Source organism: Azospirillum rugosum (assembly GCF_017876155.1).
GTDB lineage: Bacteria > Pseudomonadota > Alphaproteobacteria > Azospirillales > Azospirillaceae > Azospirillum > Azospirillum rugosum.
Map to the genome: position 1 here is coordinate 83,298 of NZ_JAGINP010000011.1, position 14,907 is coordinate 98,204.

Here is a 14,907-nt window from a genome sequence, read left to right on the forward strand (position 1 = left end):
GAAGGAACAAGGCACGCCATCACCCGGCGTGAACGTCTCCATCATAACAAATCATTTTTCACGATGGCGGATTCGCCCTAGCCTTCCCGCACGATCACACGCTTCGTGGAGGGTGAATCCATGCCGGTCCAAACGATCCTGACCCAGCGGCTGGGCCTGACCCACCCCATCGTTCAGGCGCCCATGGCGGGCGGCGGCGACACGGCGGACCTCGTGGCCGCCGTGGGCGAGGCCGGCGGCATCGGCTTCATCGGCGCGGCCTATCTCACCCCCGCCCAGATCGCCGAACGGGCACAGGCGATCCGCGCCCGCACGGACAAGCCGTTCGGCATCAACCTCTTCGCCCCGCTGCCGGCGCCGGTGCCGCCCGCGGACGCGTCCGCCGCGCTCGACCGCGTGGCGCCCTACTACGCCGAACTCGGCCTGCCGGGCCCCGGCACGCCGGCGCTCGGCGCCGACGCCTTCGCGGACCAGGTGGCGGCGGCGCTGGACTGCGGCGCCGCGGCCTTCAGCTTCACCTTCGGCATCCCGTCCCCTGAGGTGATCGCCGCCATCAAGGCGCGCGGCATGCTGCTGGTCGGCACGGCAACCACGGTCGAAGAGGCGGTGGCGCTGGAGCGGGCCGGCATGGACGCCATCGCCGCCCAGGGTGGCGAGGCCGGCGGCCACCGCGGCACCTTCGCCATCGGCGATGCGCCTGCGGACTTCGGCGCGGCCCAGGTCGGCACCATGGCGCTGGTGCCACAGATCGTCGATGCGGTGCGGCTGCCAGTGCTGGCGTCGGGCGGCGTCATGGACGGGCGGGGAATCGCGGCGGCGCTGGCGTTGGGCGCCTGCGGCGTGCAGATGGGCACCGCCTTCCTGACCTGCGACGAGGCCGGCGTGCCGGACGCCTACAAGCAGGCCATCCTGACCGCCCGCGCGCACGAGACGCGGATCACGCGCGCCTTCTCCGGCCGCCCGGCGCGCGGCATCGTCAACCGCGTCATGCGCGAGGTGGCGGAGGAGGAGATCCTGCCCTTCCCGCTCCAGAACGCGCTGACCCGCCCGATGCGGACCGCCGCCGCGCAGCAGGGGCGCGCCGAGTTCCTGTCGCTGTGGGCCGGCCAGGGCCTGGGTATGGCGCGGCGCCAGACCGCGGCGGACCTCGTCGCCCGCCTGGCGGAGGAAACCGACGCGGCGATCCGCGCGCTGTCCGGCCGCCTGTCCGGCGGCTGAGGTTAAGGCATTGAGGTTACGGCGCCTCGGCGGCGACGCGGTTGCGGCCGCCGCGCTTGGCCGCGTACAGCGCCTCGTCGGCGCGGCGCAGCAGGGCCATCAGTTCCTCGCCGGTGCGGTACTGCGCCGCGCCGATCGACAGCGTCACCGAGCCATAGGAGGCGTTGCGCGCCCGGTTGACGATGTGCCGCGACCCGACCGAGGCGCGGAGCTGGTCCGCCAGCGTGACGGCGTTGGTCAGCTCCGTCCGCGGCAGGACGACGGCGAACTCCTCGCCGCCGTAGCGCGCGACGGTGTCGCGCCCCTTGATGCCCTCGGTCAGCACCTTGGCGACCAGCTTCAGCACATGGTCGCCGACCAGATGCCCGTGGGTGTCGTTGAAGGTCTTGAAGTGGTCGATGTCGACCATCAGCAGCGACAGCGGGGTCCCGTCCTTCAGCGCGCTCTCCACGGCGGCGACCAGCGTCTGGTCGAAGGCGCGCCGGTTGGCGATCCCGGTTAGCCCGTCGGTCATCGCCTCGCGCCGCGCGGTGTCCAGCACGACGCGCAGCTCCGCCAGCTGTTGGCTGGATTCCTGGAGCTGGCCTTGCAGCCGCGCCTGCCGGTCCACGATGGAGGTGGTCTCCGCAGCGATGGCGGCGACCATGGCGCGCAGTTCCTCCACGGTCAGCGCCTGGTCAAGCTCCCCCCGGAAACCCGCGAGCGCCTGGCCGTAGCGGTCCGTCTCCGACCCGACGGTGCCCAGCTGGTCGAGGATGCGGCCGAGCGCGGTGCGCGCGCGTTCCGATGTCTCCCGGATCGCCTGCGCCTCCGCATCGAGCGTGAAGAAGCGCTTGAACAACTCGTCGCAGTGGGTCTGAGACAGGGTGATGCCGTCGCGCCGGGCGATGTCGATGGCCCGCGTCAGGTCCGGCAGCTGGCCGCCGAAATAGGCATACCAGAGCGTGAAGTTCTCCGGATTGGGCGCGAGCTTGTCCGCAAGCATGCGGTCCATGGCGCGCCCCGCGAGGTCGCGCGCCTTTTCGAAATCCTCGATGCCCGCCATGCCCGCAGCCCTTTCCCGATTCCAAGTGAAAATTCTATCGCGGCAGCGAAGACAGGGGCAAGCGACTTTCGGACGCAGCAATTATATGACGAACTGAATTTGCGTTACTGTCTCTGCGGCTAATTGCACTGTCCCAGTGATTTCTCCGCGCAGACAGTTTTGCCGTCGACCCAGGTTGCCCCCGACAGGTCGGCGTGGCGCAGATCGGCGCCCGTCAGCTTGGCGCCCGTGAAGTCGGCCTTCACCAGGATCGTGCTGACCAGGCTGGCGTTGCGCAGGTCGGCCTCCTTCAGGGAGGCGCCGGACAGGTCGGCGCGCGTGAAGTCGGCCTCGATCAGCCGCGCCCCGTCCAGCTTCACCCCCGGCATGGTCGTGCTGACGAACTTGGCCCGATAGGCATCGGCGTTGGTCAGGTCGGCGTTGGTCAGGTTGGCGCGCTGGAAGGTCGCGTCGCGCAGCACCGCGTCCGACAGTGTGGCGCCGCTCAGGTCGCGCCCGTCGAAATAGCAGCGGCGCCACGTGACCTTAGCCTGCGCCGGGTCGGTGCAGTCGGCCAATGCGGGGATTGGAAGGAACAGGGTGGCGGACAGCGTGGCCGAAACCACGAAGGCGGCGAAAATTGTCGTCTTCATGCGCCAAGACATAGGTTGGCGCGCGGGAATTGCCAAACGGGAATGCCGTTCGCCTACGGGGTTTTTCCGCCGGGGCCCTGGGAAGCGGGCCGCAGGCCGACCGCCTTCCCGGCCTGCGGCGGCCGGGGCAACCGGGCGTGATCCGCCGCGGTGCGGGCGATCCGATCCGCCGTATCCGGCGCGAAGGGAATGGCGCGGCGCTCCGTCAGGTCGACATGGACCAGCATGAATTCCGCGGTGGCGGCCAGGAAGCCGTCCTCCTCGTGGTGCATTTCGTGGAACAGGTGCAGCCGCTTGCCGTCCGCCCCCAGAATGCGCGAGGAGAAGCGCAGCCCGTCCCCCTCCGTCACCTCGCGGGCGTAGGTCAGGTGTGCCTCGACCACGAACACCGACTTTCCCTCCCCTTCCGCGTAGGCCTTGCCGACGCCGAAATGGTCCAGCACCGCGTCGGTCGCATAGTCGAAGGCCAACAGGTAGTAGGCCACGTTCATGTGGCCGTTGTAATCGATCCACTCCGGACGCACCGTCTCGCGGTGCAGGTCCAAGGGGCCGCTGGTGGGGGCTGCTTCGCTCATGGAAACAAGATAAGCGAAGGCTGGGCGCTTGCAAACCGGCCTACGCCGTCAGGGAGCAAGCCCCAGGAACGCCACCACCTCCGCCCGCACCGCCTGGATTTCCGCGAGCCAGGAGGCGACCTCGTCGCCTCCAACCTCATCAACCGGATCGTCGAACGGGCTGGATCCCGGATACCGGTACGCAAAGCCGAAGGGCGTAAATCGTTCCAGCGGCACCAGGAGCGGGCGCAGGGGGTGGTTCAACGGAACGTCGTCCACCAGCGCCACGATGTTGTGGATTTTGGGCGGACTCCGGCCGAGTGAGACCAACACCAGTTTCACCAGCTTCTCGGCGGCCTGCTGGCAATGGTAGGCGGCCACGGCAGGCGTGGGCTCCGGACCGAACAGGTTGTTCCGGATGCTGGCCATGTCCCGGTCCACAACAACCAGCCATGCTAAAACGTGCTTAATGTCCATACACCAGCACTCCCGCATGGCTGGCCTCATAGCTCAACGTGCCCACCAAGTCCTTCGCCCGCTCAAAGCCTGTCCGGGTGCACGGCACGATGTCCGCGGGGACGCGGGTTGCGCGGCTGGCCTCGAAGGCATAGCGCAGGCTGCGCCGCTCCTTCGGCGTGTCGTCGGGCACGACGACCAGCAGGTCGTAGTCGCTGTCCTCACGGAAGTCGCCGCGCGCCCGGCTGCCGAATAGGTAGACGGCTTCCGGGTTCATGGCCGGGACGATCCGGTCCAACAGGATTTTCAGCTTCTCGTCGACGACGGCCATGGGATGCCTCCGCTCCCCCCAACTACACGGGTATAACATGGGAGCGGAGGCGTCGCCTCATCAGACGCTGAAGTACTTCGCGCGCGGGTGGTGCAGCACGATGGCCGAGGTGCTTTGCTCCGGGTGGAGCTGGTGCTCGTCGGACATTTCGATGCCGATCCGGCCGGCGTCGAGCAGCGTCAGCAACTGCTCCTGGTCCGCCAAGTTCGGGCAGGCCGGGTAGCCGAAGCTGTAGCGGCTGCTGCGGTAGGCCTGCTGCAGCAGCTTCTCCTTGTCGCGGCTGTCCTCGGCGCCGAAGCCCAGCTCCGCGCGGATGCGGGCGTGGACGTATTCGGCCATCGCCTCGGTCATCTCCACCGACAGGCCGTGCAGGTAGAGATAGTCCTGGTAGCGGTTCTCGGCGAACCACTCCCGCGCCACCTCCGACGCGTGCTGGCCCATGGTGACGACCTGGAGGCCGATCACGTCACGCTCCGGATCGTTCACGTCGCGCAGGAAGTCGGCGATGCACTCGCCGTCCTCCTTGGCCTGCCGCGGCAGGGTGAAGCGGGCGACCTCGCTGGCGCCGTCCTCGGCGAACAGGATGACGTCGTTGCCCTCGGCCGCCGCCTTCCAGTAGCCGTAGACCGCCTGCGGCCGCAGGATCTCCTCCTTCGCGGCGATCTGGAGGATGCGGTCCAGAACGGGGCGCAGCTCCTTCTTCGCCCACTCCTTGAACTCCTCGAAGGACTTGCCGTCCTTCCGGTAGCCCCACTGGAGCTGGTAGAGCATCCGCTCGTTCAGGTAAGTCACCAGAGTCTTCAGCGGCACATGCTCGATGACCTTGGCGCCCCAGAAGGGCGGCGTCGGCACCGGCACGCCCTCGGCCAGCCGGTGGCGGCGCGCCCGCGCGGCGTCCTTGTCCACCGGGCCGGTGGCGGCGCTGGTCGCCTGCCCCAGCACGCGGCGGCGGTTGACCGCCTTGCCCGCGCGCTTGGCCTGCTGGATGGCCAGCTGCTGGTCGAAGCTGCCCGTCACCACCTGGTCCATCAGCGTCAGCCCGTCGAAGGCGTCGCCCGCGTAGGCGACGCGGCCGGAGCCATAGGAGGCGACGCAGTCCATCTCCACATAGGCGCGGGTCAGCGCGGCGCCGCCCAGCAGGACCGGCACCTCCAGCCCCTCGCGGCTCATCTCCTCCAGGTTCTCGCGCATCACGACCGTGGACTTCACCAGCAGGCCGGACATGCCGATGGCGTCGGCCTTGTGCTCCTTGGCGGCCTGGATGATGGCGCCGACCGGCTGCTTGATGCCCAGGTTGACGACCTTGTAGCCGTTGTTGGTCAGGATGATGTCCACGAGGTTCTTGCCGATGTCGTGGACGTCGCCCTTCACGGTGGCCAGCACCATGGTGCCCTTCTGCTGGCCCTCGATCTTCTCCATGTGCGGCTCCAGCCACGCCACGGCGGCCTTCATGGTCTCCGCGGACTGGAGCACGAAGGGCAGCTGCATCTTGCCGGCGCCGAACAGCTCGCCCACCACCTTCATGCCGTCAAGCAGGTAGGTGTTGATGATCTCCAACGGCGGATGGCTCTTCATGGCCTCGGCGAGGTCGTCCTCCAGGCCGGTGCGGTCGCCGTCGACGATGCGCTCCTTCAGCCGCTCCTCCACCGTCTCGGCGCGCGCCTTCTTCTTGGCGTCTGCGGCCTTGCGGCCCTCGAACAGCGCGATGAAGGCCTGGAGCGGGTCGTAGCCCTCGGCGCGCCGGTCGAAGATCAGGTCCTCGGCGGTCTTGACCTCCGTCTCGGGGATCTGGTGCAGCGGCATGATCTTCGACACATGCACGATGGCGCCGGTCATGCCGCGCTTCACCGCGTGGTCTAGGAAGACCGAGTTCAGCACGTGGCGCGCCGCCGCGTTCAGGCCGAAGGAGACGTTGGACAGGCCCAGGATGATCTGGCAGCCGGGCAGTTCGCGGCTGATCGCCTCGATCCCCTCCAGCGTCCAGATGGCCAGCTTGCGGTCGTCCTCGTTGCCGGTGGCGATGGTGAAGGTCAGCGGGTCGAACAGCAGGTCGTGCGCCGGCAGGCCGTACTCGTTCACCGCCAGGTCGTAGAGGCGCTTGGCGACGGCGAGCTTGCGCTCCGGCGTCTTCGCCATGCCCTCCTCGTCGATGGTGAGCGCAATCACCGCCGCGCCGAACTTCTTGGCGAGCGCGAGGCGCTTGCGCGCCGGCTCCTCCCCGTCCTCGAAGTTGATGGAGTTGATGATGGCCTTGCCGCCGTACAGCGCCAGCGCCTTCTCCAGCACGATGTATTCGGTGGAATCGATGACCAGCGGCGCGGTGACGGAGCCGACGAAGCGCTGCACGACCGCCTGCATCTCGGCGACCTCGTCTCGGCCGACGAAGGCGGTGCAGACGTCCAGCGAGTGGCTGCCCTCCTTCACCTGCTCGCGCGCCATTTCGACGCAGCCGTCCCAGTCGTTCTTCTCCTGCAGCTCGCGCCACTTCTTGGAGCCGTTGGCGTTGCAGCGCTCGCCGATGGCGAAGAAGGCGTTCTCCTGCCGCAGCGTGACCTGGCTGTACAGCGAGGCGACGGCCGGCACCCAATGCACCGTGCGGTTCTTCGGGCTGGGGCGATGCGAACCGGCCGGAGCCAGCTTGCGCAGCATCTGGTTGGCCGCCGCGATGTGCGGGACGTTGGTGCCGCAGCAACCGCCGACGAGGTTCACCCCGTCCTCGGTCACGAAGCGCTCCAGCCAGTGGGCGAAGTCATCGGCGCGCAGCGGGTAGTGGGTCTTGCCGTCCACCAGCTCCGGCAGGCCGGCGTTCGGCTGCACGGAGACGAGGCCCTCCCAGTTCTGGGTCAGCCACTTCACATGCTCGCTCATCTCCAGCGGGCCGGTGGCGCAGTTCAGGCCCATCAGCGGCACGTCCAGCGCCTGGATCACCGTGGCCGCCGCGGCAATGTCGGTGCCGACCAGCAGCGTGCCGGTGGTCTCCACCGTCACCTGCACGAAGACCGGCGTGTCGGTGCCGGCCTCAGTGCGAGCGCGCTTGATGCCGTTGACGGCGGCCTTGATCTGCAAGGGGTCCTGGCAGGTTTCCACCAGGATGGCGTCGGCGCCGCCGGCGATCAGGCCGGCCGCCTGGACGAAGAAGCTGTCCTCCAGCTCCTGGTAGGCGATGTGCCCCAGGCTCGGCAGCTTGGTGCCCGGCCCGATGGACCCGATGACGAAGCGCGGCTGCCCGTCCTTGAAGGTCTCCGCCGCCTCGCGCGCCAGCTCGACCGCGCGCTGGTTGATCTCGAAGGCCTTCTCGGAAATCCCGAACTCGCCCAGCGTCACCGGGGAGGCGCCGAAGGTGTCCGTCTCCACCATGTCCGCGCCGGCCTCGAAATAGCCGCGGTGGATTTCCCGCACGATGTCCGGGCGCGACAGCGGCAGGATGTCGGTGCAGTTCTCGTGCCCCCAGTAATCCTTCTCCACGTCGAGGTCGAGCGCCTGAATGCGGCTGCCGAACCCGCCGTCGCAGAGCAGGACGCGGTCGCGGAGAGTGTCGAGAATGTGCGGCATGGGAAGGGTCGGGTCCGTGTCGGAATGAAGGTCGGGCGAAGGGTTTCGAAGAAGTTCAGTCGATGCCGTGCCGATTCACCGGCCACCAGTCCTCGTCGAGAAGCTGGTCGAGCGTGTAGGGGCAATCGGGCGGAAGCTCATTCCGGGCGAGTCCATCGCGTGCAAGCCCGTCCGACGCCAAGCGATGGGCGTGGCGGTAAACACGGTCGAGATCCAGGCGCCTTCTGAGGCTCGGGCTGGCCTCCAATTCCTCGATCGCCTCGATGCGATGGTTGAGGACAGACGTGCGCCAACCGGCCCGAGGTTCCCAAGCCGGAGAGTGTTCCAGCTTCAGCAGATGTTCGAGCACCCGCATGAGCGCGCTGGACAAAGCCTTCACCTCCGAACGGCCCACGGTTTCGATCTCCTCGGCCAAATTCTCGAAATCGATGGGCGTGTTCAGCCGCTCCCGCGCCGCTTCGCGCAGCAGGCGGGCCTGCTCCTGGGTCCAGGCGTAGAAGTCGTCCTCATAGCCGATCCGGCTGTCCATGGCTTCAGCCCTCCAGCCCATGGCGGTTCACCGGCCACCAGTCCGGATCACGAAGCTGATCCAGCGTGTAGGGGCATTCCGCCGGGACGGCATCGGCATTGATGCTGTCGTCCTGAATGGCGTCGGCGTAGCCGTCCAGCCACGAGCGCTCCAGGATTTCCGCCGGCCAGTTCCTGAGGCTGGGGTGATCCTTGACCTTGTCCTCCAAATGCCGGCGCGCCTTCATGACGGATGCCCGCCATTTCCGGCGCGGATACGCGTCGGGCGAATGTTCCAACTTCAGGAGATGCTCGATCACGGTTGCGAGGTGGCTCTGGATGGCGTCCTTGATCTGCCCGCCCATGATGTCGAGTTCCTCGGCGATGTGCTCGTAGTCGATGGGCGTGTTCAGGCGTTCGCGGGCGGCCTCGCGCAGCAGGCGGGCCTGTTCCTGGGTCCAGGCGTAGAAGTCGTCGTCGTATCCGATCCGGCTGTCCATGGCTTCAGCCCTCCAGACCGTGCCGGTTCACCGGCCACCAGCCTTTTTCGGTGATCCGGTCCAGGGACCAGGGGCACTCGGCCGGCAGGGCGTCCACGTGTACGCCGTCCTGGTCCAGGCCGAGCGCGGCCAGTTCGCGGGCCGTCTCATAGACGTCGGGCAAGTCGATCTTGCCGCGCAGGCTGGGGCTGGCCTTCAGGTCGCGCAGGACGCGGCCGCGATGCTCCACGACCGACGCCTTCCAGCCGTTGCGGGGATCGGCCGCCGGGGAGAATTCCAGCTTCAGGAGGTGTTCCAGGATGCGCGTGAGCGCGCTTTCGACCGCCCGCGTCTCGGAACGCCCCATGTCCTCGATCTCCCCCGCCACATGGTCCCAGTCGATGGGCGTGTTCAGGCGTTCGCGGGCGGCTTCGCGGAGAAGGCGCGCCTGCTCCTGGGTCCAGGCGTAGAAGTCGTCGTCGTATCCGATCCGGCTGTCCATGACCCTGCCCCTCCGTGACCGCGGTCTCCGCACCACCCTAACATAGGGGCGGCGCGGAAGCCTGCCCGCTCCCCCCGGTTACGACATGCCCTTATGAAATGGCCGGCTGCTTCGCCTTCACGCCGAGCATCCGGCAGATGGCGACGGTCAGCTCCGACCGGTTCAGCGTGTAGAAGTGGAAATCCTTGATGCCCTGCGCCTGGAGCGCCTGGCACTGCTCCGCCGCGACGGTGGCGGCGACCAGCTGGCGGGTTTCCGGGTCGGCGTCCAGCCCTTCGAAGGTCTCGGCCAGCCGCTTCGGCATGGAGGCGCCGCACTTGCCGGCGAACTCCACCGCGCGGGCGAAATTGGTGATCGGCAGGATGCCGGGCACGATAGGCACGGTGATGCCCGCCGCGGCGCAGCGGTCCAGGAAGCGGAAATAGGCGTCGTTGTCGAAGAAGAACTGGGTGATCGCCCGCGTGGCCCCGGCGTCGACCTTGCGCTTCAGGTTGTCCAGGTCGAACTGCGCGCTCGGCGCCTCCGGATGGGTTTCCGGATAGGCGGCGACGGAGATCTCGAAGTCGGCAACCTTCCGCATCCCCTCCACCAGGTCGGCCGCGTAGGCGTAGCCGCCGGGATGCGGGACGTAGCGGGCGCCCACACCCCCTTCCGTCTCCGGCGGATCGCCGCGGAGCGCCACAAGGTGGCGGATGCCGGCGTCCCAATAGGTCCGGGCGATGGCGTCGATCTCGTCGCGGGTGGCGCCCACGCAGGTGAAGTGTGCCGCGGCGGCGATGCCCGTTTCCTTCTGGATGCGGGTGACGGTGTTGTGCGTGCGCTCGCGCGTCGAACCGCCGGCCCCGTAGGTCACCGAGACAAAGGACGGCCCAAGCGGGGCGAGGCGCTGGATCGCCTGCCACAGGCTCTGTTCCATCTTCTCCGTCTTCGGCGGGAAGAATTCGAAGCTGACCGACGGGATGCCGGACGTCATGGCTGGGCTCCGCTGCTGGAGAGGATGGTCGAAGGGGTGGCGGGCGTGGTCTTGGCGACGCGGGTGGCCGGCCAGATGGAAACGGTCAGGGGGGCGCCCGGCAGGTGCACGACCGGGCCGCAGTCGAGGCCGGCCAGGTGGCACCAGGCGGCGACCTCCTCGTCGGTGAAGCCGAGGCGGCGGTGCGCGTGCTCCGCGCGGAGCGATTCGAGCTGGTGCGGGGCGAAGTCGACGGCCAGGAGCAGCCCGCCGGGCTTCAGCACCCGCGCGGCCTCCGCCAGCAGGTCGGCCGGGGATTCCGCGAAGTGGAGCACCTGATGGACCACCGCCGCGTCGAAGGAGCCGGACGGGAACGGCAGCTGGTACATGTCGGCCTGCCGCACATGGCAATGGCGCAGGCCGGCCTCCTCCAGCTTGGTGCGGGCGATCGCCAGCATCTCGCGCGACTGGTCGACGCCCACCGCCCGCTGGGCGCGGGGGCCCAGCACCTCCAGCATGCGGCCGGTGCCGGTGCCGATGTCCAGAAGCTCCCCGACGCCGTCCGCGGGCAGCAGGCGCAACAGCGCCTCCTCCACCTCGCGCTCGGGAACGTGGAGGGAGCGGATCTCGTGCCAGCGCGCGGCATTCTCCCGGAAGTAGCTCGCCGCCGATTCGGAGCGGGCGCGCTTGATCGCCTCCAGCCGTTCCAGGTCGAGCGTCAGCGTCGGGTCGTCGGACGGGATGGCGTCCACCAGCACGCGGGCGAGTTCCGCCGAGACGCCGCGCTCCGCCAGCCGGTAGAAGGCGAAGGTGCCCTCCCGGAAGCGGTCGAGCAGGCCGGCGTCGCACAGCAGCTTCAGATGCCGCGACACGCGCGGCTGGCTCTGGCCGAGGATCTGCGTCAGCTCGGTCACCGTCAGCTCGCCATGGGCGCACAGCGCCAGCAGCCGAAGCCGCGTGGTTTCCGCCGCCGCCTTCAATGTCGCAAGCAGATCGTCCATGACCGCCGACCGCACTCCTGTCCGGGAATAAGAGCGAGTCGCGCCGTCGCGCCCGCCCACCGCGGATACAGATATAAAGATATCTTTATGCAGCGTAAACACGTTTTCGCATCCGGCCGCGCAACGGACCGCCCGCTGCCCGCAAACGCGCCACCATGACGCCTTTTCCGGCCGTCTAGAAGGAAACGCCGGACGCCGCCGCGGCAATCCTATCACATTGGTCAGGCTGCCGTCCGTGACCTCGCGTGGCACGCTGGTCAAACGGCTGCGCCTGTGTTAGTGGACAAGTTCAGCCCGGTGTTGTGCGGTCCCCTCCGGACAACGTCGGGTTTCGATACGCCCTGTCTCCGACCGCCCGGGGAGCCGAGGTTCCCGGGGTGCTGCGTTGATTGTGCGCCCCGTGCCAAGTGTGCTTCCAGAAAGAGCCGTCGCCGATGAAGCTGGTCACCATCACCCGCTCCCTCCTTCGTTCGGCCGCCGCGGCCGCGCTCGCCCTGTCGGTCGCGGGATGCGCGACCACGCCGGCCACCTCCGAGGGGGAAACCACGGTCAACGATCCGCTGGAAGGACCGAATCGCGTCGTCTTCGCGGTGAACGAGGCGGCGGACAAGGTGGTGATCCGCCCGGTTACGGAGGTCTATGTCGCCGTCGTGCCCGATCCCTTGCGTCAGGCGGTGCACACGTTCATTCAGAACCTGATGTCGCCGCTGTACATCGCGAACCACCTGCTGCAGGGCAATTTCGAAGGCGCGCAGCTGGCGACCGGCCGCTTCATGACCAACACGATCCTCGGCCTCGGCGGCATCGCCGACGTCGCGTCGGAGGCGGGCCTGCCGGAGAAGCCGGCCGACTTCGGCCAGACGCTGGGCGTGTGGGGGCTGGGCTCTGGCCCGTACCTCGTGCTGCCGCTGTTGGGTCCGTCCAACGTCCGCGACGCGGTCGGCTACGGCGTGGATACGCTGGGCGATCCGTTCCGCATCTGGACCAACGGCGTCGGGCAGGACGGCCTCCAGTGGGGCCGCACCGGCGCCTCGGGCGTCGACCGGCGGTCGCAGGTGCTGCGCGAGATCGACGATCTGCGGCGCAACTCCATCGACTTCTACGCCACGGTCCGCAGCCTCTACGCGCAGCAGCGCGACGCGGCGATTCGCGGCAGCAGCGCGCCGGCGAACCCGGAATTCCCCGAGTTCCCGGAGTACAACACCCCCGCCAAGAAGTGAGGACCGGCGAAACGCCGCGGACGGCCGCCCCGCACGGCGGCCGAAGCGCTTTGTGCATGATGAGTGTTGACAAAGCCTCCGCGGCAGCCACCTTTGCCTTGCCATGCTGACACGTCGTCTTTTCCTAGTGTGCGCGGCCCTGCTCGCGGTGAGCAGCTGGGCCGTCCGTCCCGCCGCCGCGCAATCGGCCGATCCGGGCGCGACTGCGTTCATCCAGAAGCTGGGGAACGAGACCGTCTCCACCTTCGCCAACAAGGGCCTGCCCCGCGAGCAGGCGGTCCAGCGCTTCCGCACCCTGCTCTACCAGGGCTTCGACGTGCCCTACATCGGGCGCTGGGTGCTGGGCCGCTACTGGAATTCGGCCTCGCCGCAGCAGCAGAACGAGTACCAGAAGCTGTTCGAGCAGCTGATCGTCAAGACCTACGCCGACCGCTTCGTCGATTACTCGGGCGAGTCCTTCAAGATCACCGGGTCTCGGCCGGAAGGCGAGTCGGACACGATGGTGACCACCCAGGTCCTGCGGCCGAGCGGCCCGCCGGTCAACGTGGACTGGCGCGTGCGCCATCGCGACGGCACCTACAAGATCATCGACGTGGTGGTGGAAGGCGTCAGCATGGGGGTCACCCAGCGCCAGGAATTCGCCTCCGTCATCAGCCAGAATGGCGGCCAAGTGCAGGGCCTGATCCAGGCGCTGCGCCAGAAGGTCGGCCAGACGGGCTGAGGGTTCTGCAGGACACGCGCTCCGGCGCATCGCGAAAGGCCGCCCCCCGGGCGGCCTTTTTCTTTCGTAGGCCCTTGCCGAGTGTATCAAAATAACCGTTCACATTTTTCGCGGCCCCCGATTCCGTGACGCGGCACGCGGAACGGGTTATGTTCGCCACCAGCGCTTCTTTTCCGATGCGTTGGGCACAGGAACCCCATGGCCGAGCGGACTGCGAACGACATCGAGGCGATCAAGGCGATCATCGCCGCCCATCACGCCTGGCTGAGACGCCGCGGCGGCCGCCGCGCCGACCTCAGCTTCCGCGACCTGTCCGGCCTGCCGCTCGACCGCGTCAACCTGACCGGGGCGAAGCTGGCCGGCGCCAACCTCGTGGGCGCGCGGCTGGCGCGGGCCGACCTGACGCAGGCCGACCTGTTCGGCGCCGACCTGGAAACGGCGAACCTGACCGCGGCAACCCTGACCGGGGCCGACCTGCGCGGCGCCAACCTGCACCGCGCGACGCTGACGGACGCCAACCTGCGCGGCGCCGATTTCCGCGGCGGCGCCCTGATGGACAGCCCCGATTCGGGCGACGGCGAGCCATCGCGGTCCGGCGCGCGGCGCATGGACGGCGTCACTCGCCTGACCGAGGCGAAGATGGAACGGTCCATCCTCGCCGGCGCCAACTTCACCGGCTGCGACCTCAGCGGCGCCGACCTGAACGACGCGGACCTCACGGGGGCGGAACTGACCTCCGCCGTGCTGGTCGGCACCGATTTCTGGGGCGCCACGCTCGACGGCGTGACCTTCAGCGGCACGACCATCGACCAGGCGACGCTCGACCGCACCTACCTCCCCTTCGAGGTCGGGGCCGGCGCCATCGTCCAGCCCACCTACAAGACCATGACGACGGCGGAGTTCCTGGAGGCCGTCGCCGCGCACGAGCGGTGGGTGGACAGCCACGGCGCCGACGGCCGCCATCTCGACCTCGACTTCGTGTCGGTGACGGGGGTGGACCTGAACGGCCGCACGCTGGCCGGGGCGCGGCTGCGCCGCTGCCGCCTGATCGGCGCGCGGCTGGCGAGGGCGAGCCTGGACATGGCCGACCTGTCCTATTGCGACCTGACCGGCGCCGACCTGACGGAGGCGGTCCTGCGCGGCACCAACCTGCGCCGCGCCGCCCTATCCCGCGCGGTGCTGGTGCGCGCGGACGCCCGCCCCGCGGCCCTGACCGGCGACCGGCAGTGGCCGGCGAACTTCGACGGCGCGACCCTGACCGGCGCCGACCTGCGCGACGCCCGGATGGGGGCGGCGGTCCTGCGCTCCGCCACGCTGACCAACGCCCGCCTCGACGGGTCGGACATCACCCTGCCGGAGGCCGCCGTCCCGCCCCCGCCGCCCAAGCCGCAGGAGCGGCGCAAGCAGAAGCGCTATGTGCGGCCCAGCCTGATCGTGCAGACCGACCGCGGCACCCACCCGACGCGCAACTGGTCCATCGGCGGCCTGTGCCTCCAGGTTCCCGGCCCGATGCCCGATCAGGCTTTCCGGGAAGGCGAGACGCTCAACGCCCGCGTCACCATCGCCGGCCGGGAGGAGATCACTGCCACCGCGCAGTTCGTCGTCCTGCACCTGAACCGCGGCAGGGGCCATGTCTCCGTCCGCTTCCACCAGTACAGCGACGAGTTGAAGCAGTTGCTGAAGACGGCCTTCCTGGAGCACCAGAAGACCGAGGGGTAAAAAGCCACTCCCGCAACG

At 68.7% G+C, this 14,907-nt stretch carries 15 protein-coding genes; 4 read left to right on the forward strand and 11 right to left on the reverse strand.

What is annotated here, in order from left to right; all coding sequences use genetic code 11:
- The first annotated feature begins 120 nt into the window (after positions 1-120).
- Complete coding sequence (locus tag J2851_RS16175) at positions 121-1,218, forward strand: NAD(P)H-dependent flavin oxidoreductase (RefSeq protein ID WP_209767413.1); 1,098 nt, start codon at positions 121-123, stop codon at positions 1,216-1,218.
- Positions 1,219-1,234: 16 nt separating this feature from the next.
- Here the strand turns inward: J2851_RS16175 and J2851_RS16180 are convergent, their stop codons facing one another.
- The 11 genes from J2851_RS16180 to J2851_RS16230 form a co-directional block, all read right to left on the reverse strand.
- On the reverse strand, positions 1,235-2,263 hold the full coding sequence (locus J2851_RS16180; RefSeq protein WP_209767414.1) for a GGDEF domain-containing protein: 1,029 nt from the start codon (positions 2,261-2,263) through the stop codon (positions 1,235-1,237).
- A 119-nt stretch (positions 2,264-2,382) separates the two neighbouring features.
- On the reverse strand, positions 2,383-2,895 hold the full coding sequence (locus tag J2851_RS16185) for a pentapeptide repeat-containing protein (protein ID WP_209767415.1): 513 nt from the start codon (positions 2,893-2,895) through the stop codon (positions 2,383-2,385).
- Positions 2,896-2,948: 53 nt separating this feature from the next.
- Positions 2,949-3,470: a thioesterase family protein gene (locus J2851_RS16190; protein WP_209767416.1), complete on the reverse strand. Its 522-nt coding sequence runs from the start codon at positions 3,468-3,470 to the stop codon at positions 2,949-2,951.
- Positions 3,471-3,518: 48 nt separating this feature from the next.
- Complete coding sequence (locus tag J2851_RS16195) at positions 3,519-3,926, reverse strand: HEPN domain-containing protein (RefSeq protein ID WP_209767417.1); 408 nt, start codon at positions 3,924-3,926, stop codon at positions 3,519-3,521.
- Complete coding sequence (locus J2851_RS16200) at positions 3,916-4,236, reverse strand: nucleotidyltransferase domain-containing protein (protein ID WP_209767418.1); 321 nt, start codon at positions 4,234-4,236, stop codon at positions 3,916-3,918. The genes J2851_RS16195 and J2851_RS16200 overlap by 11 nt, the downstream gene beginning before the upstream one ends.
- Before the next feature lie 60 nt (positions 4,237-4,296).
- Positions 4,297-7,788 (reverse strand): methionine synthase, encoded by a 3,492-nt coding sequence (gene metH / locus J2851_RS16205; protein ID WP_209767419.1) that lies wholly within the window; start codon positions 7,786-7,788, stop codon positions 4,297-4,299.
- A 55-nt stretch (positions 7,789-7,843) separates the two neighbouring features.
- Complete coding sequence (locus tag J2851_RS16210) at positions 7,844-8,317, reverse strand: DUF29 domain-containing protein (RefSeq protein WP_209767420.1); 474 nt, start codon at positions 8,315-8,317, stop codon at positions 7,844-7,846.
- Positions 8,318-8,321: 4 nt separating this feature from the next.
- Positions 8,322-8,795: a DUF29 domain-containing protein gene (locus tag J2851_RS16215; protein WP_209767421.1), complete on the reverse strand. Its 474-nt coding sequence runs from the start codon at positions 8,793-8,795 to the stop codon at positions 8,322-8,324.
- A gap of 4 nt (positions 8,796-8,799) precedes the next feature.
- Positions 8,800-9,276: a DUF29 domain-containing protein gene (locus J2851_RS16220; RefSeq protein WP_209767422.1), complete on the reverse strand. Its 477-nt coding sequence runs from the start codon at positions 9,274-9,276 to the stop codon at positions 8,800-8,802.
- 91 nt (positions 9,277-9,367) lie between these two features.
- The gene (gene metF, locus J2851_RS16225) at positions 9,368-10,249 is read right to left on the reverse strand and encodes a methylenetetrahydrofolate reductase (RefSeq protein ID WP_209767423.1); all 882 of its coding nucleotides are present in this window, start codon (positions 10,247-10,249) and stop codon (positions 9,368-9,370) included.
- Positions 10,246-11,229: an ArsR/SmtB family transcription factor gene (locus J2851_RS16230; protein ID WP_209767424.1), complete on the reverse strand. Its 984-nt coding sequence runs from the start codon at positions 11,227-11,229 to the stop codon at positions 10,246-10,248. The genes metF and J2851_RS16230 overlap by 4 nt, the downstream gene beginning before the upstream one ends.
- 434 nt (positions 11,230-11,663) lie before the next feature.
- Between J2851_RS16230 and J2851_RS16235 the strand changes: the two genes are divergently transcribed.
- The 3 genes from J2851_RS16235 (at position 11,664) to J2851_RS16245 (ending at position 14,889) form a co-directional block, all read left to right on the forward strand.
- A complete protein-coding gene (locus J2851_RS16235) occupies positions 11,664-12,449 on the forward strand; it encodes an MlaA family lipoprotein (protein ID WP_209767425.1) in 786 nt (261 codons plus the stop codon).
- 148 nt (positions 12,450-12,597) lie between these two features.
- Positions 12,598-13,170 carry an MlaC/ttg2D family ABC transporter substrate-binding protein gene (locus J2851_RS16240; protein ID WP_307420436.1) on the forward strand — a complete coding sequence of 191 codons (573 nt, stop codon included), beginning with the start codon at positions 12,598-12,600 and terminating at the stop codon, positions 13,168-13,170.
- A 198-nt stretch (positions 13,171-13,368) separates the two neighbouring features.
- Positions 13,369-14,889: a pentapeptide repeat-containing protein gene (locus J2851_RS16245; protein WP_209767427.1), complete on the forward strand. Its 1,521-nt coding sequence runs from the start codon at positions 13,369-13,371 to the stop codon at positions 14,887-14,889.
- Positions 14,890-14,907 lie beyond the last annotated feature (18 nt).

Excerpts from the sequence above, each read along its gene's own strand:
- J2851_RS16195 (WP_209767417.1), bottom strand. The coding sequence starts at position 3,926 with ATGGACATTAAGCACGTTTTAGCATGGCTGGTTGTTGTGGACCGGGAC.
- J2851_RS16230 (WP_209767424.1), bottom strand. The coding sequence starts at position 11,229 with ATGGACGATCTGCTTGCGACATTGAAGGCGGCGGCGGAAACCACGCGG.
- J2851_RS16175 (WP_209767413.1), top strand. The coding sequence starts at position 121 with ATGCCGGTCCAAACGATCCTGACCCAGCGGCTGGGCCTGACCCACCCC.
- J2851_RS16235 (WP_209767425.1), top strand. The coding sequence starts at position 11,664 with ATGAAGCTGGTCACCATCACCCGCTCCCTCCTTCGTTCGGCCGCCGCG.
- metF (WP_209767423.1), bottom strand. The coding sequence starts at position 10,249 with ATGACGTCCGGCATCCCGTCGGTCAGCTTCGAATTCTTCCCGCCGAAG.
- J2851_RS16200 (WP_209767418.1), bottom strand. The coding sequence starts at position 4,236 with ATGGCCGTCGTCGACGAGAAGCTGAAAATCCTGTTGGACCGGATCGTC.
- J2851_RS16245 (WP_209767427.1), top strand. The coding sequence starts at position 13,369 with ATGGCCGAGCGGACTGCGAACGACATCGAGGCGATCAAGGCGATCATC.
- J2851_RS16215 (WP_209767421.1), bottom strand. The coding sequence starts at position 8,795 with ATGGACAGCCGGATCGGATACGACGACGACTTCTACGCCTGGACCCAG.
- J2851_RS16185 (WP_209767415.1), bottom strand. The coding sequence starts at position 2,895 with ATGAAGACGACAATTTTCGCCGCCTTCGTGGTTTCGGCCACGCTGTCC.
- J2851_RS16180 (WP_209767414.1), bottom strand. The coding sequence starts at position 2,263 with ATGGCGGGCATCGAGGATTTCGAAAAGGCGCGCGACCTCGCGGGGCGC.
- J2851_RS16220 (WP_209767422.1), bottom strand. The coding sequence starts at position 9,276 with ATGGACAGCCGGATCGGATACGACGACGACTTCTACGCCTGGACCCAG.
- J2851_RS16210 (WP_209767420.1), bottom strand. The coding sequence starts at position 8,317 with ATGGACAGCCGGATCGGCTATGAGGACGACTTCTACGCCTGGACCCAG.
- J2851_RS16190 (WP_209767416.1), bottom strand. The coding sequence starts at position 3,470 with ATGAGCGAAGCAGCCCCCACCAGCGGCCCCTTGGACCTGCACCGCGAG.
- metH (WP_209767419.1), bottom strand. The coding sequence starts at position 7,788 with ATGCCGCACATTCTCGACACTCTCCGCGACCGCGTCCTGCTCTGCGAC.